The 21,069-nt window shown below is 34.4% G+C and carries 16 protein-coding genes and 1 pseudogene; 4 read left to right on the forward strand and 13 right to left on the reverse strand.

The features are described 5' to 3' along the window. Positions 1–895: 895 nt before the first annotated feature. The 10 genes from HT723_RS02380 to HT723_RS02425 all read right to left on the reverse strand — a co-directional run bounded on the left by HT723_RS02380 (position 896) and on the right by HT723_RS02425 (position 13,265). Complete coding sequence (locus HT723_RS02380) at positions 896–3,013, reverse strand: peptidase domain-containing ABC transporter (protein WP_172934545.1); 2,118 nt, start codon at positions 3,011–3,013, stop codon at positions 896–898. Positions 3,014–3,024: 11 nt separating this feature from the next. Further along, positions 3,025–5,970 carry a type 2 lanthipeptide synthetase LanM gene (lanM, locus tag HT723_RS02385; protein ID WP_172934546.1) on the reverse strand — a complete coding sequence of 982 codons (2,946 nt, stop codon included), beginning with the start codon at positions 5,968–5,970 and terminating at the stop codon, positions 3,025–3,027. Positions 5,971–6,283: 313 nt separating this feature from the next. Then, complete coding sequence (locus tag HT723_RS02390; protein ID WP_100104851.1) at positions 6,284–6,925, reverse strand: ABC transporter ATP-binding protein; 642 nt, start codon at positions 6,923–6,925, stop codon at positions 6,284–6,286. After that, a complete protein-coding gene (locus HT723_RS02395; protein WP_172934547.1) occupies positions 6,922–9,030 on the reverse strand; it encodes a bacteriocin-associated integral membrane family protein in 2,109 nt (702 codons plus the stop codon). Before HT723_RS02395 ends, HT723_RS02390 begins: the two co-directional genes overlap by 4 nt. 54 nt (positions 9,031–9,084) lie before the next feature. Continuing rightward, the gene (locus HT723_RS02400; protein WP_001230167.1) at positions 9,085–9,369 is read right to left on the reverse strand and encodes a lactococcin 972 family bacteriocin; all 285 of its coding nucleotides are present in this window, start codon (positions 9,367–9,369) and stop codon (positions 9,085–9,087) included. 292 nt (positions 9,370–9,661) lie between these two features. Then, the gene (locus HT723_RS02405; RefSeq protein ID WP_172934548.1) at positions 9,662–10,249 is read right to left on the reverse strand and encodes a hypothetical protein; all 588 of its coding nucleotides are present in this window, start codon (positions 10,247–10,249) and stop codon (positions 9,662–9,664) included. A 295-nt stretch (positions 10,250–10,544) separates the two neighbouring features. Next, positions 10,545–11,192 (reverse strand): ABC transporter ATP-binding protein, encoded by a 648-nt coding sequence (locus tag HT723_RS02410; protein WP_049779943.1) that lies wholly within the window; start codon positions 11,190–11,192, stop codon positions 10,545–10,547. 13 nt (positions 11,193–11,205) lie between these two features. Then, positions 11,206–12,012, reverse strand: a complete 807-nt coding sequence (locus tag HT723_RS02415) for a hypothetical protein (protein WP_172934549.1) — start codon at positions 12,010–12,012, stop codon at positions 11,206–11,208. Beyond that, positions 11,999–12,790: a hypothetical protein gene (locus HT723_RS02420; RefSeq protein WP_172934550.1), complete on the reverse strand. Its 792-nt coding sequence runs from the start codon at positions 12,788–12,790 to the stop codon at positions 11,999–12,001. The genes HT723_RS02415 and HT723_RS02420 overlap by 14 nt, the downstream gene beginning before the upstream one ends. 73 nt (positions 12,791–12,863) lie before the next feature. Continuing rightward, a complete protein-coding gene (locus HT723_RS02425; RefSeq protein ID WP_000732159.1) occupies positions 12,864–13,265 on the reverse strand; it encodes a hypothetical protein in 402 nt (133 codons plus the stop codon). Between the two features lie 527 nt (positions 13,266–13,792). Here HT723_RS02425 and HT723_RS02430 point away from each other — a divergent pair. Beyond that, a complete protein-coding gene (locus HT723_RS02430) occupies positions 13,793–14,656 on the forward strand; it encodes a helix-turn-helix transcriptional regulator (protein ID WP_172934551.1) in 864 nt (287 codons plus the stop codon). A 50-nt stretch (positions 14,657–14,706) separates the two neighbouring features. Here HT723_RS02430 and HT723_RS02435 read toward each other — a convergent pair whose 3' ends face one another. Then, positions 14,707–15,327, reverse strand: coding sequence for a LysM domain-containing protein (locus HT723_RS02435; protein WP_023939095.1), 621 nt, complete (start codon positions 15,325–15,327; stop codon positions 14,707–14,709). A gap of 241 nt (positions 15,328–15,568) precedes the next feature. Here HT723_RS02435 and sdaAB point away from each other — a divergent pair, with 241 nt between their 5' ends. Genes sdaAB through HT723_RS02450 form a run of 3 tightly spaced genes read left to right on the forward strand, consistent with a single transcriptional unit; the run spans position 15,569 to position 17,775 of the window. Beyond that, positions 15,569–16,240: an L-serine ammonia-lyase, iron-sulfur-dependent subunit beta gene (gene sdaAB, locus HT723_RS02440; RefSeq protein WP_000838912.1), complete on the forward strand. Its 672-nt coding sequence runs from the start codon at positions 15,569–15,571 to the stop codon at positions 16,238–16,240. A gap of 8 nt (positions 16,241–16,248) precedes the next feature. Then, entirely contained in the window at positions 16,249–17,121 is an 873-nt protein-coding gene (gene sdaAA, locus HT723_RS02445; RefSeq protein WP_000500040.1) for an L-serine ammonia-lyase, iron-sulfur-dependent, subunit alpha, read from the forward strand. 21 nt (positions 17,122–17,142) lie between these two features. Then, complete coding sequence (locus HT723_RS02450; RefSeq protein WP_050261216.1) at positions 17,143–17,775, forward strand: HAD family hydrolase; 633 nt, start codon at positions 17,143–17,145, stop codon at positions 17,773–17,775. 219 nt (positions 17,776–17,994) lie between these two features. Here HT723_RS02450 and HT723_RS02455 read toward each other — a convergent pair whose 3' ends face one another. Both HT723_RS02455 and HT723_RS02460 read right to left on the reverse strand, forming a co-directional pair. After that, positions 17,995–19,845, reverse strand: a complete 1,851-nt coding sequence (locus HT723_RS02455; RefSeq protein WP_172934552.1) for a nucleoside-diphosphate sugar epimerase/dehydratase — start codon at positions 19,843–19,845, stop codon at positions 17,995–17,997. A 38-nt stretch (positions 19,846–19,883) separates the two neighbouring features. Next, a pseudogene (locus HT723_RS02460) lies at positions 19,884–21,043 on the reverse strand (glycosyltransferase family 2 protein). Between the last annotated feature and the right edge of the window lie 26 nt (positions 21,044–21,069).

The raw sequence follows: 21,069 nt of genomic DNA on the forward strand, positions 1-21,069 counted from the left end.
TTTTAAGATAATCATCTTTACACTACTAAGTATACATCGCTAAATAGCTTTAGTAATGAGTAAATCGTGCAATAATATTGAACGATTTAAAAATTAAAAATGGTAATACAGATTGATTAGCTAGATATTCTAATATAGCAATAGACTCCGTGTGAAATATCTTTTTCTATCTATGTCAAGCTAGCTTGAACAATTAAATTGGAACAATCAATTTAGCTCTATGACAATGTATCTATCATAATTCTCACACCTTCAGCATACTGCTAGTAGAAAATAAAGTTGGAGGCTATATTGATGTCACAACGGAGTATTTCTTTGGAAATTCCATAATCTTGTCGTTTTTTTCAGAAAAATAGAAATAATCTGTTCTTAAAGTTCGTATTAGAAAATTAAAACTTACCTTGTTTCAAGCTCTCAATCAAGAAACAATAGAAACCATTTTGAGTAAAGTGTTGATCGGTGGCAATTCGACTAGTCATAACCACCCGTGAAAACGGGTGGCTTGTACACTGGCTATAAGCCGTTTCTCTCCAGCGGCGTCTAAAAACGCTCGCTGAACTTCGTTCAGGTCATGCTATATTATTTGACTAATTTTTCTCACAGAGAAAAACTGGCTTGAAACCACAATTAAAAGGACTGAGTCCTGTGCAATACAGGATTCAATCCTTAGCATAAATTAATAGTTCAACTTTTGAGGTCATTACACCTTGACGAAGTAGAATTCTTTTCAATTTTTACATTTTCCAATATTTTTAGTGAGTGATACTATAAAACTAAACCCCATACTTCTGAGACATAAGTTTATTCTTACTTTTCTTGGAAGTGTGATACAAATGATAAGCATAATCAACTCATTTAATGCAAAATAACTTAAACTTGAAATTTTTTATTAAAATTAATAATTCATTTGATAAAGTTGACTGTATAAACCATCTCTATTATTTAATAGCTCTCTATGCGTCCCTCTCTCAGAAATTTTTCCATTGTCCATAACAAAAATCTGATCAGAGTCAATAATTGTAGATAAACGATGTGCAATCAAGATTATAGTAATATTCTGCTCTTTAAATTTTCTCATTATTTGTTTTTCGTTTACATTATCTAAATAGCTTGTCGCTTCATCTAAGAGCATAATTCGAGGTTTCTTGACTAATGCTCTAGCCAAAATAATTCTTTGACGTTGCCCACCAGACAAATTCAATCCCATCTCCGAAACTAGCGTATGATATCCCATAGGCATATTTTGGATTTCATCGTGAATATTTACTAATTTACAAATTTCCTCTACTTCTTCTTGTGAAATAATATTATCACCTATAATATTTTCAAGAATAGTTTTATTAAAGAGTGTCATATCTTGAGGTACAATTCCAATTTGTTGACGTAAGTATTTTTTCTCAAATTTATCATAATCTATATTATCAAACAATATTTCTCCTGAACTTGCTGGATATAGACCAATTAATAACTTAGATAGAGTGCTTTTCCCAGAACCAGATGATCCGACAATTGCAACCTGCTCTCCTTGTTTTATTTCTAAAGAAATATTTTCTAAAACCTTTTTACTATCTTTTGTATATGAAAATGATACATTTCTTAATTCAATATCGCCTTTTAAATCAAATTTTAATTCTCCATTTTCCTCCATGTCTTCTTCTAAAATTTCAACTATCCTAGCTAAAAACGTTTTACTATTGTAAAATGATACTACTGTTTCAAAAATATTATTAGTTTTACTGAATAAAAGAGTACTTAAAGAATAAAGTGCAAATACACTTCCTATACCAACACTACTATTTGATTGTAAAGCAACAAACAGCAATATAAAAGGTGAAATAAATGTGATAATAGTAAATAACGAATTCACAAATCCTGAAAAAATTTCACTACATTTATATCTATATATATTTTTATCAAATAAACTCTTCCACTGCTTATATGTCTGGTCTTCAAAACCTTCCATTTTAATTCCCATCATAGAATAAACCATTTCAATCTGTTTATTCTGTAAGTCATTTTGAGAAATTATAAATGACTTATTTCTTTGTTCTAAACTCTGTCTGGTCAAGAATAATATAAAAAGATTCAAAAAAAACAATAGAACAGCTAATAAGGATATAATATAATTAAATCTAGCAAAATAGATTAAAATGCAAATAGCAAACCCTATATCTAAAATCCCAAGTATAAACTGATTTGTAAATAACTGTCTGATTCTAGACAAACCATTTATTGAGTAGATTAAATCTCCGCTACTTCTAGTAGAAAAAAATTTATAAGGTAACTTAAAGAGATTACTTATCACATTATTGTTTAGTCGCTCATCAATAGCACTTGTCAATATAATTGCAAAATATCTCTGGCACAACATGATAATAAAATATATGGAGACAAAAACTAAGAATCTAAGTAATAAATCGAATTGTTTAATAAAAACTCCCTTTGAGACTTCGTTTAAAATTTGTTGCATCCATAGAGGAAAAATAAAATTTACTCCATAACTACCTAGTGTTAAAAAAAGCAATGGAATAAAATATGACCAAGTTTTTAACAACTGTTTATAAACTACTTGAAAGTTTTCTTTACTCTTTCTCCTAGATACTTGTGAACTATCTACTATACTGATTAGATACTCTGAAAAACCTTCTGAAAATTCTTCCAAACTATATCTAATTCTACCAAGTTCTGGATCGACAACCCATACAAATTTTTCGTTTACCTTCTCAATTACTACAAAATGTTTACTTTGCCATAAGGCAATTGCTGGAGTCAAAATTTTAGAGAAATTTTCAATTTGTTCTTTGGGATAACGAAACGACTTAATAGAAAATCCAATATTTTCTAATATATCAATTAAGTTTCCAAAATTTGTTCCATCCCTTCCTGTTTCCTGAATATTACGTAAATCTTTGACAGAAATCTCATGATCAAAATAACTTGATACCATTGCTACACAACATAAACCGCACTCTGTTTTTTGATGCTGTTCTATAAATGGTACTCTTCTCTTCATTACATTCCTCCTTAATTTAATAATAGCAATTCATTAAGACATTTTCTACCCGCCTTATAATTAGCCATCAATATTCCCATTTCACCTGTCAAAACACCCCAATCATCAGTTTCATAGGTCATTTTTTCTAATAAATATTGATTGCTTTCCTGATGTATCTCATTTTCAAATTGATTAGTTTGAACAGGTAAAATTGAATCCAAAATCACCAAATTACCCACATTCCCATGACAAATTGAATTATCCAAATTTAATCCATTAATTAGTATATCTCTGCTGTAATACTCCACTTCTTCCGATAACAACTTATCTGATAACCCATTAATTAACAAATAATGCTTAGCTTTTACAATACCAACAATACCATTACACCAGGAGTAGTATTTAGCATTTTTTCTTACTTTTAGAACTTTATTGGGATTTAGTTCCTCTCTCTCTTTCCTTAAATAGTCTTGTACACACTGAATAATCATTTTTCTAATATTTGAATCTGTACTTAAACTTAAACTATATTTATATAGCTGAACAATTACACCATAATTCCCGTGAGCATACCCTGGATCTTCTGAAATCCATACCCCTTCTTCGGCATATATTTTAAGCAGACGTTGAACAATTAGTTTCATCAACTTATCTGTCAAATTTAATATATCTAAATTTCCTTTAAATGTACTATTGACTTTCAATAAAACACCTAAAATACCAGAAATCCCACCGATAATATCTAAATTATCTAAATTTGAAACTATATCTTTAGTTCTAAAAATGGTTTCAAAGATACATGTTTCAATCTCCAAAGGAATATCTTTATTACTCTCCTTTAATACACACAATGCATATAGATAGCCATAAATTCCGGTAAAAGCTCCAACATTTTGATATGTAATATCAGAACTAAAATCCTTTATGTAGTTAACAGTGTATTTCATTACTCCAGGAAAAAGTTCTTCTAACTCCTTGATTTTTAAACTATTGATTCCAAGTAAAATGCCTGCTGTACCTGAATATAAATCATACTTCATAAGTGATATATCATAATTTTTATCCATAGCTAGCATTGCTAACCAGCTAATTTCGCCATTATGTTCAAACCTACTAGATAATAGTCTTTTTACAAATAATTCTCTTCCAAGATCTTTTCTTTTAGAAGGTTCAATATTTTTTACAAATAATTCGGTCCCCATAAAAGACATATTAATAATTCTCTTCTGACGAACTAAGTTTGAAGTAGATGCTATTTTTATTCTATTTAAAATTTTCTCTACAATACTTTCGCCCTCAAGTGATAAAATATATTCCTTAACTCCATTTGAAATATTATTATTAGATGAATCGGAATAAAAAATTGGGACATCATCATTTTTCAATTGATTAATCTCATCATGAATCATTTTACTATCAAATTCATTGGAAATATCACCATATTCACATAATCTAAGAAAATACATTTCAAAATCATAACGATTTTTTAAGAGTTCTGGGTGATGACTAGTCTCTAGCAACTGTACATATATATTAGTATTTCTATAAATGTATCTCGTTTCACAATTATTAAAATATTTCTTAATCATTTTTGAGATAACTGACTTATTATCAACAAAAATTCTATAAATCTCTTCAAATCCCTGTTGAACTTGAGGTAAATAATTAGAACAAGAGACATTCTCACCCTCGTATCTAACAGTACTGGGAAAGCTTCCAACCTCTTTAAAAACTTTTTCAATTCTGATTTCATCAGTGCCAACATTAGACAGCTGATGTGTTAAATAGGGAGATTCTCTTCTTGCACCAGAATTTAATGCACCTATTTCCATTCCTTTGTTATTATTAATTGAATATAGCGTCATTGGCAAAATACCTGTACTATATACTGAGTTAGCTACAAAGTCATACATTTTATGTATAGATGTATTAATTGTCTCATTTTCACTAAAATGAAGAATTGTTTCATTATCAATCAAATAAGGAAATCTCCCAGATGCTAATACATTTTCTCCATGATAATCTTTGGCACCAAACAAATGTAAAAATGCTAGAATTTTCCCCATATTTTCGAAATATATTTTTACATCTTCTAAAGTAGAACATTCTTGAATTTCAATCATTTCTACATAGCTATATCCTTTCTTAGTTAAAGTCTTAGGGATAAATAATGTATTCGAGATTCCAAATGTCTTTTCAAATTCTTCTGCAAATAATTTTAAATTAACATCCAATATCATATTACGAGGTTTATACACAATATCCTTATCTTTGAAATTTAATATACAAACTGTCTTGCCTTTAGAATGAGTATCACCTGCATTAAAATTAATTTTGGATAATTGTAAATTCGATACTTTAAAATAATTCTGAATATCTTGAATGTCGTCTTCTAAATTATTTAAAATTTCTTGAATATAAAAACTTATATTTTTTAATTTTTGATCTAATACCTCATATAACATTGGATATCTTTTATAAAAATCAACAATATATTCTTTATCTCGTAATAAAGTGTCTATATAGTATTTATATCTATCCTCACTACTCTCCCCCAGAAGTTTTGAATTTCTGCGTAAATCATTAATTTCTAAAACAACTGTACGATAACTAATATTCATACAAATCTCAAAAAAATATGTTTCAATACCTTCTATAAAAGTCTGTTTATCAGAAATATAATTCTTAGTTTCAACAATACTATAAATTTTTTGGACATATTTATAACACAATGGTTTATATAAATCTAACCAATTGATTCTAGTCTTAAGCCTTTGCTGTGGAGTATATAACATCCATTCACCTTGTTCTAGCGCTTCTTCAATAAATAAATCTTTACTTTCATCATAGTCATTATATAGTTGTTCCCATTCATTGAGCCCTTTCCCTGAAACATTCTTTAAAAATGTATCTAACTCCTGAGAATTATTGACATTATTAAATAGTTTTATCCATTTATCTGTAATTGCTGACATAGTAATTCCTCCTTATAATTACTTTAAGATTATCAAATTTTCAAGTAATGGTAATGAGTATTCTATGCACTTTTGAGATTGAGAGACCCAATTTGTAAAATTAAACTAGACAGAAAAAGCCATCTATGTTAGGCTCAGATAAACACCACATTTGTCTGAAAGAAACTAACATAAATGACCTATACTCAATAAATAGAATTCCTAGGAAATCATCGAATTATCAATCACCCTACCAAGTTTTTCTGAGTTACATGAAAAATCTAACTTAATTTGACAATTTAGTATTCACTCAGTCAAAATAAGCAGAACTAACTCATTCCCCCTTGCCCAATTCAATGACGCGATGACATTGTTGGGCTACATAAGCATCGTGGGTCACAATAATGACTGTTTTCCCCTCTCGATTCATCTCTAGGAGAAACTTCAAGACCAAATCTCTATTTTCAGGGTCCAGCGAACCTGTAGGTTCATCGGCTAAAATCAGCTGGCTGGGTTTTAAGATGGCTCTAGCAACTGCAATTCGTTGTTGTTCGCCACCAGACAATTCGGAGACCTTTTGATGCAAAGTAGCTGACAAACCTACTCTCTCTAAAATCTCTTCCACCTTTTTGAGCTTGTCTTTCTTAGACAATTTCACATATTTCAGCGCCAGCATAAGATTGTACTCGACCGTTTCATCATCAATCAGGGCAAAATTTTGAAATAGATAAGAGATATGTTCACGGATTATTGTTTGTGACTTAGCAGAATTAACCGCTAGATTTGTCTGACCAAAAATCTCATACCGTCCGCTATAATCACCATCTATCAAACCCAATAAATTTAACAAGGTCGACTTACCACTACCACTCTTGCCAACAATGGCTACCAAATCCCCCTGATCAATCCTGAGAGACAAGTGATCCAAAATCACTTTTCCCCCAATGGTTTTGGTAATATTTTCCAACTCAATCATAAGATGCCCCCTTTCAATAATTCTACTAGACTTCTTTTCTCCATCCTAGAAGCCAAGCCTAGCACAAATAGTATATCCAAACATGTAAAACCTGCAAAAAGTAGGAGTGGCAAGAGCGCATGGGCAAAGAAAATCAAGACTAGAAGAGGGAGACTATAGCCCAGCAAGAGCAGAACGAGGAGAGGGCGGTAGCGATCGACCAGTTTCCACCCCATAAACTTCTTGGTAATGATATCCCTGCGCTTCAACAAGAAAGTGGTAACGAGTAAAAAGTAGGAGACAATCATACTGAGAAGAGCAAATAAGGCAAAAAGAACGTTAAAATTACGAACAGAATCCCGATAGGTATCAACTATCCCCTCTTGAATGGCTTGAATAGATGAAAATTTTAAATAATTTCCATCTGACAATTTCTCAACTAACTCTGTAATCTCTTTTTGATGTTGAACCGTATTTTCAATTTTAATCGGATTATTTAAGCCAGTTGTTGACAGGGAGGCTTTCTCATCCCACATCATATCAGAATCATTGACCAAGCTAATAATTGGATTGGAGAGATTTTCCTTTCGCTTATCACTATATGGGAAAAATGACCAATCTCCTTCATAATAGGCAATCTCGACATCCATCTCCTCTATCGTTCGTTTTTGCTGCTCTTCATACTTCATCGAATGAAAGGCAATTAACTTCCCCAAGAGCTGATTTTTATCTTCTTCACCTTTCGTACTTGCTGGCATCAAAATAACTTTTTTAATACCGGTATCTGGTAGCTTGAATCCCTTGCTCTTTAGAAAATTGCGATTGGCATAGTAAACATCCACCGTATCTGTTAACTGATATTGCTGAATCTGTTCTGATTGGACAAAATTTTTTACAGGAAGACTGCTACTCTGCACATAGCCCGCCTGCGTTTTTTCTACCAAATCCTGATAAAATCGATAGAAATAATCTGTAGATTTCCCTGACCCTGCTAGCTCTTCTTGCCACAGGTTATCATTGAGTTTGAAGGTTTCCAAGGTCAGGTAATTGCCTTGGCTTACCCACTGTTGCTGATAAGCAAGTTCTTTGTTTTCTTGTTCTAAACTTCTGCCCACCCCAATCAGTAAGACCGTCAGTAAAATAGTTGTCCCTATTTTCATCACATAATTAAAGATGAGACCAAGTTTGACAGATGAAAAACCTTTCAACATGGAACTGACTGTCATTTTCTGAATCATCAGGTAGGTCAGCCAACTGATGAACAAATACAACTGTAAAAGCAGAAATTGGGATAAGAGTAAACTTGGAAACAAAAGTTTTGGCCTGTAGTCCAGCACTAAAAATAGTCCCAAGTCAATGACAAGACTTCCACCCAAGAGAAGATAAAAATTAGTCTTTACAAAACCAGCTAAAATCGCCCTGCTTTGAAAACCAAGTAACTTTTGAACCCCCACTCGTTTCATCTCCATCATCGGCTGATAAACTGTCATTAAAATCACAAGCAAGATTGCCAAGATAAAGATAATGATAGATAGTAACAAATCTTGATTTAGCACTCCAACCTGACTTCGGTAAGTGGGTTCTAATAAAATCGTCTTATCTATCTGGAAAAAATCACTCCACTTTTGTAGAATGGTATCACGATCTATCTCTTTGCTGGAGGTAATCATGTAGCGTCCATTTACAGTATGGGATTTATCCTCAATATAAGATTGGAAGGTCTGGAGTCGAATGAGTTTCACCTTTAAAAAGGTGGGAATGGTTCCTAGATTATTGGGAAGGTTCTGGTTACTGTAGACTCCCTTCTCATTCTTTGAAAAATCAAGAGAAGTCAGACCGAACTCCTGATAGGGGAATGTTTCCTTATCAAAAACACCAGCCTTGACGACCTCATCGCCATTATCTACTTTGATAATAGAGACCTTGTCTTGGCTTGCAACCTCTTCAAAAAACTGGAGAATCGTTTCTGTCGGTTTAGTGACATCTTTCAAGTACAAGTCAAATGAATAAATTGTCTTGCCCATCTCCTGAATCCGCACTATTTCTCGTGTAACATTTACATTCAGGACAAAAAACGTAGTACACAGCAAGAGCAGGAGCATACAAAGATGACTGATTTTTTTCATAGAGATACCTCCCGTAAAGAAACTCCCTCTCCAAAAGGGGAGGGAGAATTTTAATTAAAATCCATAGAAATATTCCATTCCCGTTGGTGGGAATTTGAAGATTGAAGCCCGAGCCCATGCCTCAGCTTCTGCACGATCCTTAGAGAATTTATTTCCATCTTTAACAGTTGCTGTATGAGAGCGAGTAGAATGTAAATAATCAGAATAACCAAAATTTCCTGACCATCCTACTCCATAGTTCCATTGACCACCATCAACCCATACTGCCAAAACACTTGTAGAAGCAAGTATACTACATACCATTAAAGATGCAACACCAATTTTAACTAATTTTCTCACTATCTCATTTCATTTTTAAACAACGAACTTACTCTTAACTAGGAGAATAGTTCTCTTCTGTATCAGGTCTTTGAACAACCAGAGTAGTATTAAGCACACTCTAACTATTACTCAAGAATCAGCCCAATAAACAACATGGATAGCGTTTTCAAATTTTTAAACTCCTATCCCATCCTTTTATCTATATTATAAGCGAAAATATAATAACTGTCAAGTAATTGAAGTGAATTTTATAAAAAAATTACAAGCCAAATTTGTAAAGTTTACAATAAACAACTAGGGCAATTATCTATCAGAATGTCCGTTTATCTGTTAATAATCCGAGAAAATCTTGTCGTTTCAAGTCGGAGAAATGTTTGGTAGAAAGACTTCCTTTTTGAAGTCCATCATCTCTAACCTGTAAATAATAGCTATGTTGGCTTGTTTTAATTGTCAAAAAATCGCCAAATACAAAAAATTTTTTCCAGTTACGAATCTCAAATTCTTTCATCTCTGATTTTGGAATGCGGATAAGTCCTTGCCGTAAATCACGATGATGCTCACTTGTGAAAGTCATCCCATTCCCAAGATTTCTTATCAGTAGTTCATCTGGAGTTACCATCACCAGCGCTATTTTAGTTAAGAAAATTTCAACTGTTGGTGGTAAAATCGCCAAATCAAACCAGGGATGTAGGTAGCGATATGCTAAGAAATAATGAGGCTCCTCACCCAATCCTAGTTGTTTATACAAGTTCTTGACCTCACTATCCAACCTCGTTTCAAAAGACACATCCGAATGCTCTTCTTCCTTCCTCTGATTAAAATAACGCATCCAGACTAGGAAACCTATAAAGACTAGGACAAATATTCCTGATAAAAGATATTTTAAATTGTAGTTCATCACTTAACCTCCTGATTCACTACTCCACTTAAAGCAGAGGCCTATTTATTTTGAAAATAGTTCCATCACAACTTTAAATAAGACTGGTAATATTGTATCAAGCTAGAATTCTTTCTTTTCTAGCTACATCATAGTACTACTTAAACTTATTTTAGTTTTCTCCCTTACTTTCTATATTACTATTATACAATATTTTTGCTAAGATTTTATTATTTGTTAACTTTTTCACAAAAAGGAGCACATCATGCGTTATGATTTCGGGAAGGTCTATAATAAAGTTAGCCACCTACCATTACTAAAAGTTAGATATCTCAACTAATTTACCATTTTTCAATTCAAGAACAATATCAGATAATACTTCAATATCCTCTTTATTGTGAGATGTGACCAACATAGTAATATGATTCTTTCGAGCATAACTCTTAATTATTTTTCTAAGTTCTTCTACACCTTCATAGTCCATACTATTAAATGGTTCATCTAGGAGTAAAATCTTAGGATTTTCCATCAATGCTTGGGCAATCCCTAACCTTTGTAACATACCTAATGAATAATTTTTTACTCTTACATCTTTATCCTGATATAAATCTACCTTATTCAATACTTCCTCAATCTCTTTCTTAGTAATTTTATTTTTGATTGTAGCTAATTGCTCTAAATTCTCTAATGCAGTTAGACTAGACAAAAATCCTGGATGTTCAATAAGTAAGCCTACATCAAGTGGCATAGAGCCATTTTCACCAACAATTACACTTCCAACTGTAATCTTACCCGTAGTAGGTTTCATTAGTCCTGAAATCATTTTAAATAATACACTTTTCCCGCATCCATTGGTTCCTATAATTCCATATATTTTACCTGATTCAAAAACATAACTAACATCATCTATAACACACTTTTTCCCAAATGTTTTTGAAAGATGATCTACTTTTATACAATCCATACGTTTCAACTCCTTACTCATCTTGATACTGCTTACTTCCTTTAGGTAATGTAATATCTTTATTTTCAAATATTTTAAAATTTAATAGAACTAACATTGCATCAACAAATACCAATATCCCACATCTACCAATGAAATTTATACCGTAACCATATACTGAACCGGAAATAGAAAACAATGAAAATGGTCTCAGATGTTCTCCTAACAAGCCCAATGTTGAACCCGCCATTACAATCAAAGTGCCCGTATAGATAACAAATACTAACGATTGTGATATTCTAAACTGTGTTAAAAGTGCATGGAGCAGGGAAAAGAAATATAGCAACAATCCTTGTAAAATTATTATCTTCCCTATCTCATAAATTACGATATTCGTTTCAAAATTTCCAAATAAATACGTTTCTGAAAATTTTTTTGTGGCTGTTGAAATGCCGATGCCAAAGTCAGAATCTCCTATTCCTACTATAGTGGAAAATATACAAATACTAACCACATAATAAATCACACTTTTCAAAATTTTGAAATGCTTATTTCTATAAAAATCATTTCTACTTGAATACCTACTTAGTACAAAAAATATATTTTGTTCAACTGGGCTTTGTAGCATCATTATGAAAGCTAATAAAAACGGAAATGTGAAATATCCAGTATAGGAATCATTAAACATGATAAGAATCAGCTCACCAAAATGAAAATTCCCAAATTTATATTTCAATACTATCAGCTGACTAAAATTTGCTAATATAGCAAAAGCCACTAATAAATATATAAAACCTATATAAAAATCTTCTTTATTTTTTAATTCTTTAAATTTCTTCATCAGTTTCTATATCCCTTTTAAATTTTTTATACGACATCCAATATGATATTACTACTACAAGTATCAAATATACAAAAACAAATATTATGCTTATTCCTTTTACTCTTGAAACATCAAAAATTGACATTGGTTCAATTTTAGTAAGACCTAAAAACATAGCAAACAATGATCCTATTGTCGTTAAAATAAATGGGGATAACCATGCAACAAATTTGCTCTTAATAAAATATGACATCGCCAATCCAACACTACTATATGCAACGCCAACAAAGGAACAATGTAAAATGATTATTACTACATAAAATAACGGGGATGTCCTCACTGCTGATTCATAAATAGAAACTTTTGTTATTGCATAATAAGCATCCATATTTATACTTCTATTAAAAAATAAAATTGACATTATCAAGAATAATAACATTCCAAAAATAAATGTTGTAAATGATATGAATCCATTGATTATAAAAATAGAATTAAAATACTGTTTATATCCCATCCTTGATATAATATATTTCATTATTCCACTTTTTCTATTTTCGATATGCTGTGACGCAAAAGGAATTGTTGCAATAAGAGGTGCCAAAACTATTAACAACGACCTATCACCATTATAACCTTGTAAAAATACCACAATATAATCATGATTAAAAAAATACTCCATCCCCTCTTCAATAAATGCACTTACAGAAAATATCATAGAAGTTAAAATAATTAATATTGCTAAAAAGAATTGCTTATTTTTCATCCCTTTTAAAAATATACTGACCTTGTAATCCATACTTCTCTCCTATAAAACAAATGGGATGAGCGAACATGCTCACCCCCAAATATACAAACCTATATTCTAGCTCTTAATACTCATCAGGACTCCACGAACCGCTGGTTTGAACTTTAACATATGTTGCGAACCCTGTCCATCCACCCAATCTAAGATTAGATCCTTCTGCATCTGATGGACTATTATAATTCAAATAAATCCTATCTCCACTGCCTGAAGAATATGTACGTGTCATTTGAGCGTCACCTCTAAAAATAGCACAGTGCATTGTATAACCACCACCGATTGATGTATTATTATTTACTCCTCTTGATTGATTTGTTTTATATAATGAGTCAGTCACTGTACGACCTCCGAATCTCGGCATAATCATATCGTAGTCCGAAATTTCTCTAGCAGAGACAGCCATTGCACCAATCATTAACGTAGCACATATACTTGCAAATAACTTTGTTTTAGTATCTAGTTTTTTCATTATTACAATCCAATCCTTTCGCTCCACTTACGACACAATACAAAATGAAAAACATGTTGTATTGTGTTGTTTTCTTTAATTTGGGATATGATATACTTCCTGTGAAACCAAATATGATAAACTAAAAATCAAAATTATAATGAATTCAAATTTATAGAATAACTACCTTAAAACGAAATTAACATTCACAGAAAATCTTATGTAATTACTAAATAATCCATTGGACTCATCTTCCTTTCATTTTTGCAACTAGCGCATTATATCGGCCATTTCCATGGGAAAACCGTAGCAATGCTAAATAAGAAAGCAAGAACAACTAAAAAGCGAAAAACTTTTTTATTCATACTTTTTCCCTCCTATCCATATTTTGTATCTATAGTATACCTCTTCTTTATTCTATTTTAAAATTAGTTAACTTTTTTCACACATTATTTTAGTTTTCTTTTTTACTATTCCTGTTACTATGATACAATATTTTTAACTAGATTTTATTATTTGTTAACTTTTTTCACGAAAAGGAGAAAATTATGCGTTATGATTTCGGAAAGGTCTATAAAGAAATACGCGAGTCAAAAGGCTTGACCCAAGAAGAGGTCTGTGGAAATGTCCTCTCAAGAACCAGACTATCAAAGATTGAAGGCGGTAAAGCAACTCCCAAATATGAAAATATGGAGTTTCTTCTCCAGCAAATCAATATGAGTTTTGAAGAGTTTGACTATATCTGCCATCTCTATCAACCAAGCCAACGAACAGAAATCATGCAAACCTATCTCAATATGAGCTCAATCCTAGGGACTAGTGAACTCGAAAAACTATTTCAAAAATGCCAAAACTATCTCAAGACCCATCATGACCTCCCTATAGAAGAGATCAGGGATATGCTGGAAGTTGTCATTCATATCCGTCAACATGGTACAGAGCAACTGTCAGACCAAGTAAAACAGACTATCAAAAAGCTTTGGGAAAAAATTGAAAAACAAGATACATGGTATGAAAATGACCTAAAAATCCTCAATACCATTCTTTTCAGCTTTCCCATTGAACACCTCCATCTCATCACTGGAAAAATCTTGCAACGCTTGGAAGTCTATAAAAACTACCAACATTTATATGACTTACGAATGGCAATCCTACTCAATCTGTCCACCATTTACTTATACCATCAAGACAAAAACATGTGTCAACAAATCTGCTATACTTTACTAGAGGATGCCAAGAAAAAGAAGCACTACGATAGACTTGCTATCTGCTATGTCCGTATCGGGATTTGTAGGGATGACGCTAGACTTATCCAAAAAGGTTTCTCACTTCTAGAGCTGACCGAGGAAACTTCTATGCTGTCTCATCTCAAAAAAGAAGTAGAGATCTATTCTCAACCGAAGGAAATATAAAAAGTCGAGGGATTTCCTCGACCTTTTCATATTATTCTGTTCGTTATTTCTTAATACCAGCCGTTGTTAAGCCAGAAGTTTTTAGCAGCAGTCCATGAACCGTAACGTCCTGCTACATAGGCATCTGCTACACGTTCTTGGTTTTCAGCTGAGTAGTCACCGTTCAAGTATGAATCGGTCAATTGGTAACGTCCGATATAACGTCCGTTTGTAGCTGTGTAGCTACCACCTGATTCTTTTTGAGCAATCCATTCTTTGGCTTCTGCTTCAGATCCGCTTACAGTTGAAGCAACTGTTTCTTCTGCTACTGTTTCACTTACTACTGGAGTTTCTTCCTCTACCTCTGTAGTTTCTGCCACTGGAGCTGAAACAGCCTCATCTTGGGCTGCTGGAGCTTCATAGGTCGTTGAAGCTGGTACTGCTGGCGCTACAGGACCATCGATAACCAACTCTTGACCAACATAAATCAAATGAATGTTGTCGATGTGGTTGTTTTCTGCCAATTTCTCAACAGTTGTGTTGTGAGTTTCAGCGATTTCTGAAAGTGTATCACCTTCTTTAACAGTGTAAGTTGATGATTCTTGAGCAGATACAAATGATGGAGCAAATACTGCAAACAAGGCAGCTACTCCTGCAAGAGTTGTTTTAATCTTTTTAGTTGTTGATTTCATATTTGAAAATTCTCCTTCTTTCTATAGTTCTATCATACCTTTTAAATATTACTATTTCTTAACACTTTTATGTAGAAATATTACAAAATTATTTTTTATTTCCCTAAATAATGTGTTTTTTGTCATAAAAGATACTATTTTTATGCTATTTAAGGTATTAGAAAGGTTTTCATCCACAATTAAAGCCAAGCCCCTCATTCTTTGATATAATAGAGATAAGAATTTTTATAAGGGGAAACTGATGAAATCACTTCGTTTTCAATCTGTCTTTGATATCATCGGACCAGTTATGATTGGCCCATCTAGTAGCCATACCGCTGGTGCTGTTCGTATTGGGAAGATTGTCTCTTCCATTTTTGATGATACTCCGACAGAAGTTGAATTCCAACTTTTTAACTCATTTGCCAAGACCTATCGTGGTCACGGAACAGACCTAGCCCTTGTTGCAGGTATTTTAGGAATGGATACAGATGATCCTGAAATTCCAAATAGTCTGGAAATTGCCCACAAGCGTGGTATCAAGATTGTCTGGACCATTCAGAAAGACAGCAATGCCCCTCACCCTAACACCACTAAAATTACTGTTAAAAATGCCCACAAGACCATCAGCGTGACTGGTATTTCTATCGGTGGAGGAAATATTCAGGTAACCGAACTCAATGGTTTTGCCGTCTCTCTCAATATGAATACACCGACTATCATCATCGTTCATCAAGATATTCCAGGTATGATTGCCCTTGTTACAGAGGCGCTTTCCCGCTATGGTATCAATATCGCCCAGATGAATGTCACTCGTGAAAAAGCTGGTGAAAAAGCCATTATGATTATCGAAGTTGACAGTCGCAACTGTGATGAGGCTATCGAAGAAATTCGAAAAATCCCTCATCTCCACAATGTCAATTTCTTTAAATAGGAGGAAGCATGTTTTATTCTATCAAAGAATTGGTCGAGCAAGCAGATCTGGACTTTCAAGGAAATGTCGCAGAACTCATGATTACAACAGAGTTTGAATTGACCGGTCGCGAACGTGAAGAAGTCTTCCTTCTCATGGAACGCAATCTGGAAGTTATGAAAGCCTCTGTCCAACTTGGCCTCAATGAAAATAAATCTCGTAGTGGCCTGACAGGTGGAGATGCTGCCAAATTGGATCACTACATCAAAAACGAAAAAACTTTATCAGATTACACGATTCTCTCTGCTGCCCGAAATGCTATCGCAGTCAATGAACACAATGCTAAAATGGGCTTGGTCTGCGCTACTCCTACCGCAGGAAGTGCCGGTTGTCTCCCTTCCGTTCTCACTGCTGCTATTGAAAAATTAGACCTCAGCCACGAGCAACAATTGGATTTCCTCTTTGCTGCTGGTGCCTTTGGACTAGTCATCGCAAACAATGCCTCCATCTCAGGTGCTGAGGGTGGGTGTCAAGCTGAAGTTGGTTCAGCCTCTGCTATGAGTGCTGCCGCCTTGACTCTGGCTGCAGGTGGAACACCTTATCAGGCCAGTCAAGCTATTGCCTTTGTCATTAAAAATATGCTAGGCCTCATCTGTGACCCTGTTGCAGGTTTGGTCGAAGTTCCCTGTGTCAAACGTAATGCCATGGGAGCTAGCTTTGCTTTCATCGCAGCAGACATGGCCTTGGCAGGTATCGAATCTAAAATCCCTGTGGATGAAGTGATCGATGCCATGTACCAAGTAGGAGCAAGCATGCCAACTGCCTTTCGTGAAACAGCTGAAGGTGGACTCGCTACCACCCCTACTGGTCGTCGCCTCCAAAAAGAGATTTTCGGAGAATAAGCTTATCAAATAGGAGAAACCATGACCTCTATCACAGCGATTTTTTTCGATTTGGATGGAACCCTCGTTGATAGTTCTATCGGGATTCACAATGCCTTTACCTATACCTTTAAAGAGCTGGGGGTGCCTAGCCCTGATGCCAAAACTATTCGTGGTTTTATGGGACCACCTCTCGAAAGTAGTTTTGCGACCTGCCTGTCCAAAGACCAAATTTCTGAAGCCATGCAGATATATCGTTCTTACTATAAGGCAAAAGGCATCTATGAAGCTCAACTCTTTCCTCAGATTATAGACTTGCTTGAGGAGTTATCGAGCAGTTATCCACTCTACATCACCACGACAAAGAATACATCTACTGCTCAAGACATGGCCAAAAACTTGGAAATCCATCATTTCTTTGATGGTATTTATGGTTCTAGCCCTGAAGCACCCCATAAGGCAGATGTCATTCACCAAGCCTTACAGACACATCAACTAGCACCAGAACAAGCCATCATCATCGGAGATACCAAGTTTGATATGCTGGGAGCTCGAGAAACAGGTATTCAGAAATTGGCCGTCACTTGGGGATTTGGAGAGCAAGCAAATCTACTAAACTATCAACCTGATTATATCGCTCACAAACCCTTAGAAGTTTTGGCGTATTTTCAATAGCATAGACTGGGCGACAACTCTATTTCAGAAGAAAATGAAGTAATACTCAATGAAAATCAAAGAGCAAACTAGGAAACTAGCTGCGGGCTGCTCAAAACACTGTTTTAAGGTTGTAGATGGAACTGACGAAGTCAGCTNNATTTTCGAAGAGTATAAGTCTCTACATAATAAAACGCATATTACCAAGGTTGTTAACTTGATAATATGCGTTTTTCTTTTTTATTCAATGTGGGTTGTTTGATTAGCAAAGGCGATAATAGCTTGCTTCAACTCATCTCCACTGAGAGTGCGGAACTCTCCAATCTTTTGATTGATGGATTCTAAAGGCATGACATTAACCTTACCAACGAAAATCTTATCCATAACTTGATTATCAACAAGTTCGGTTGATACCAAGAGTTCTTCGTAGAGTTTTTCACCTGGGCGGATTCCAACTTCAACGATTGGAATTTCACTTTCAGTGTGCCCACTTAGAAGCACCATCTTCTTGGCCAAGTCATAAATCTTGACTGGTTTGCCCATATCAAGGATAAAGACTTCCCCATCTTTGGCGTAAGCACCAGCATGGATAACCAGACGGCTAGCTTCTGGAATAGTCATAAAGTAACGGGTCATGCGGAAGTCTGTGACCGTTACAGGCCCACCTTCAGCAATCTGACGTTCAAAGACTGGAATGACACTACCACGGCTACCAAGAACATTCCCAAAACGAACTGCACAGTAGGTTGATTGGCTACGTTGGTTAAAGCCAGTGACAATCAACTCCGCCACGCGCTTGGTTGCTCCCATAACATTTGGTGGATTAACCGCCTTATCTGTCGAAATCATAACCATCTTAGGTACTTTGGCTTCATCAACAGCCTTAGCAACATTGTAGGTTCCACGGATATTGTTTTTGAAAGCTTCTTTTGGATTGCGCTCCATCATAGGAACATGCTTGTGGGCTGCCGCATGATAAACAATAGCTGGCTTGTACTGTTCAAAGACTTGCAAGAGACGGTCATAGTCTTGAATATCGGCAATCACTGGTACATAATCAATCCCTTGGAACTTGCGAATCAATTCATGATAAACAAGGTAGATTGAGTTTTCCCCATGACCGAGCAAGACGATGCGTTCAGGATTAAAGCGACTAACTTGGCGACAAATTTCAGAACCGATTGAACCACCAGCACCTGTAACCAAGATCGTCTTACCTGTAAGTTCTGCGCCCAGACGCGATTCGTCAAGACGAATTTCCTGACGACCCAAAAGGTCTGTGATATCAATCTTCTGGAAGCCTCCACCTGCTTGGTGAAGTCCTTGAACAACAGTTTCAACCTTAGGCATCTTGTAACATTTGACACCCAGCTTATTACACATCTGCAAGATACGCTCATATTCTGACGGATCAAGCGACGGAATCGCAACAATAACACGTTCGATTTGGTGGCGTTTGGCTAATTCAGGCAGATCATCATATGAACCCAAAACAGGAATTCCACCAAGTTTTTGGCCCTTTTTCTTAGAATCCTTGTCCAAAATACCAACAAGTTCCAAATCACTGGTTGGATGTTGGTAGCTATCCATAAAGAGGGCCCCACCATCACCAGCTCCAATCAAGAAGGTCCGACGGTGTTCTCCATCACCACTGCCTTTTTTACGTCTGGAGTAGATTAACTGCCAAGTAATCCGTGGCAATAAAATCAGGAAGGTACTCAACAAGATAAAGAGAATGATGAAACGGATGGAGAAGAGTGGCAAGAAGGCATAGCAGATACTATATGACAAGACACTGCTGGCAGTCACACCAAAAAAGATTTTCATGAAATCCGTAATCTTGCTGTAACGACTAATACTAGCATTCAAGCCCCAAAATGCAATCATCAATTGATAAAACAGGAAGGCCAAACTCGTATAGATAATGTAGTCAACAGGTGCTGGATTAATCAAGCCGTAGAATAAGATATAAGATACAATGATGGAAACCACCATACTCAAAATATCAAATATTCCCCAGAAAACCTGTTTTTGTTGTTTATTTAAAATTTCCACCAGATCAATCACATAATCTGTGAGTTTTTTATTCATAGAAATTTACTCCTCCTTAAAAGAGTTTTACTATATTGTTATTGTAGCATATTTTGATTTATTTGGCTTATTTTTCCAAATAAATTACTGTTCCCTTGTACTCTTTCTTCCATTTAAATCCTCTAATTAAACCTACAATCGTTCCAAGGCCATAAGCAAAGTGAATGGAAAATAAAAGAAAGGGCATCACAATTAGAAATCCATTTTTATGTTTTAATAAAGTCAGCAAAGTGAGTAGTGATAAAAGTAAAAAATAGGCGCCTAATAGTAAAGTTATGAATACGAATGTGATCGGTAACAATGCTAGACTAAACACAAGACTCAAAACAAATAAACAAGGAACATAGTGAAATAATGATAAACACTTAAACTGAACATGACTTGTCAAGCCAATCCACAAACCATTTGAATACTTTTGATGCAGCATTTTCTTGAATGTTGGTCGAATATACTGATAAGATAGAATACTTGGGCTATAGCGGATTTTATAACCATGTTCTCGAATTCTATAATGAATATCATTATCTTCAGTTCGGCCAAGTTGCTCATTTACTAAACCAACCTTCTGGAAAACCTCTCGTTTATACATTCCATGAAAAATAGAAGAAACATATCTATCCTCAGAACTATTTCGATAATTGGCAATGCTACTGCCAAACATATTTTCCTCAACAAGATGCAAGGTCTCTCCCCATTTTCCTTTTCCTTCGACAATCGTCGGTCTAGGCCCCCCACAGACAAATTCACCTTGTTGAATAATAGCCACATTGTTCATTACAAAAGTCTCAGTAACTTTTGAATGAGCATCAATTTTTAAAATAAGGTCCCCTACAGAATGTTTAACTCCCAGGTTAAAACCACTAGCTTGATTTTTCTTAGGATTGTTATACAATCTAATTGAGTTAAACTCTGTATCTTCCTTTATCAATTGCTGAATGATAGCTGTGGTCCCATCTGTGGACATAGCATTTATAAATAGAATTTCAATATTCTCTTTAGGATAGGTTTGATTTTTTAAGTCTTCAATTAGACCAGGCAGATATTTTTCTTCATTGTATGCACTGATTACAATGGATACGAGAAGACTTTTAACATTTTGAGTCACTACTACTCTCCTGAATTTTTCCTTCCACCATTCTATCATAATTTTCAAGACTTTCCCATTTTTATCTTGAAAGCCAGAAACCTTACTTGACATTATAGTGAAAAAGCCTTAAAATAAGC

It is taken from the genome of Streptococcus sp. 2106 (assembly GCF_013277315.1).
GTDB lineage: Bacteria > Bacillota > Bacilli > Lactobacillales > Streptococcaceae > Streptococcus > Streptococcus pseudopneumoniae.

What these genes read in the sequence shown, in the direction of transcription:
- HT723_RS02380 (WP_172934545.1), bottom strand. Translation starts at nt 3,013, where the DNA reads ATGAAGAGAAGAGTACCATTTATAGAACAGCATCAAAAAACAGAGTGC.
- lanM (WP_172934546.1), bottom strand. Translation starts at nt 5,970, where the DNA reads ATGTCAGCAATTACAGATAAATGGATAAAACTATTTAATAATGTCAAT.
- HT723_RS02390 (WP_100104851.1), bottom strand. Translation starts at nt 6,925, where the DNA reads ATGATTGAGTTGGAAAATATTACCAAAACCATTGGGGGAAAAGTGATT.
- HT723_RS02395 (WP_172934547.1), bottom strand. Translation starts at nt 9,030, where the DNA reads ATGAAAAAAATCAGTCATCTTTGTATGCTCCTGCTCTTGCTGTGTACT.
- HT723_RS02405 (WP_172934548.1), bottom strand. Translation starts at nt 10,249, where the DNA reads ATGAACTACAATTTAAAATATCTTTTATCAGGAATATTTGTCCTAGTC.
- HT723_RS02410 (WP_049779943.1), bottom strand. Translation starts at nt 11,192, where the DNA reads ATGGATTGTATAAAAGTAGATCATCTTTCAAAAACATTTGGGAAAAAG.
- HT723_RS02415 (WP_172934549.1), bottom strand. Translation starts at nt 12,012, where the DNA reads ATGAAGAAATTTAAAGAATTAAAAAATAAAGAAGATTTTTATATAGGT.
- HT723_RS02420 (WP_172934550.1), bottom strand. Translation starts at nt 12,790, where the DNA reads ATGGATTACAAGGTCAGTATATTTTTAAAAGGGATGAAAAATAAGCAA.
- HT723_RS02425 (WP_000732159.1), bottom strand. Translation starts at nt 13,265, where the DNA reads ATGAAAAAACTAGATACTAAAACAAAGTTATTTGCAAGTATATGTGCT.
- HT723_RS02430 (WP_172934551.1), top strand. Translation starts at nt 13,793, where the DNA reads ATGCGTTATGATTTCGGAAAGGTCTATAAAGAAATACGCGAGTCAAAA.
- HT723_RS02435 (WP_023939095.1), bottom strand. Translation starts at nt 15,327, where the DNA reads ATGAAATCAACAACTAAAAAGATTAAAACAACTCTTGCAGGAGTAGCT.
- sdaAB (WP_000838912.1), top strand. Translation starts at nt 15,569, where the DNA reads ATGAAATCACTTCGTTTTCAATCTGTCTTTGATATCATCGGACCAGTT.
- sdaAA (WP_000500040.1), top strand. Translation starts at nt 16,249, where the DNA reads ATGTTTTATTCTATCAAAGAATTGGTCGAGCAAGCAGATCTGGACTTT.
- HT723_RS02450 (WP_050261216.1), top strand. Translation starts at nt 17,143, where the DNA reads ATGACCTCTATCACAGCGATTTTTTTCGATTTGGATGGAACCCTCGTT.
- HT723_RS02455 (WP_172934552.1), bottom strand. Translation starts at nt 19,845, where the DNA reads ATGAATAAAAAACTCACAGATTATGTGATTGATCTGGTGGAAATTTTA.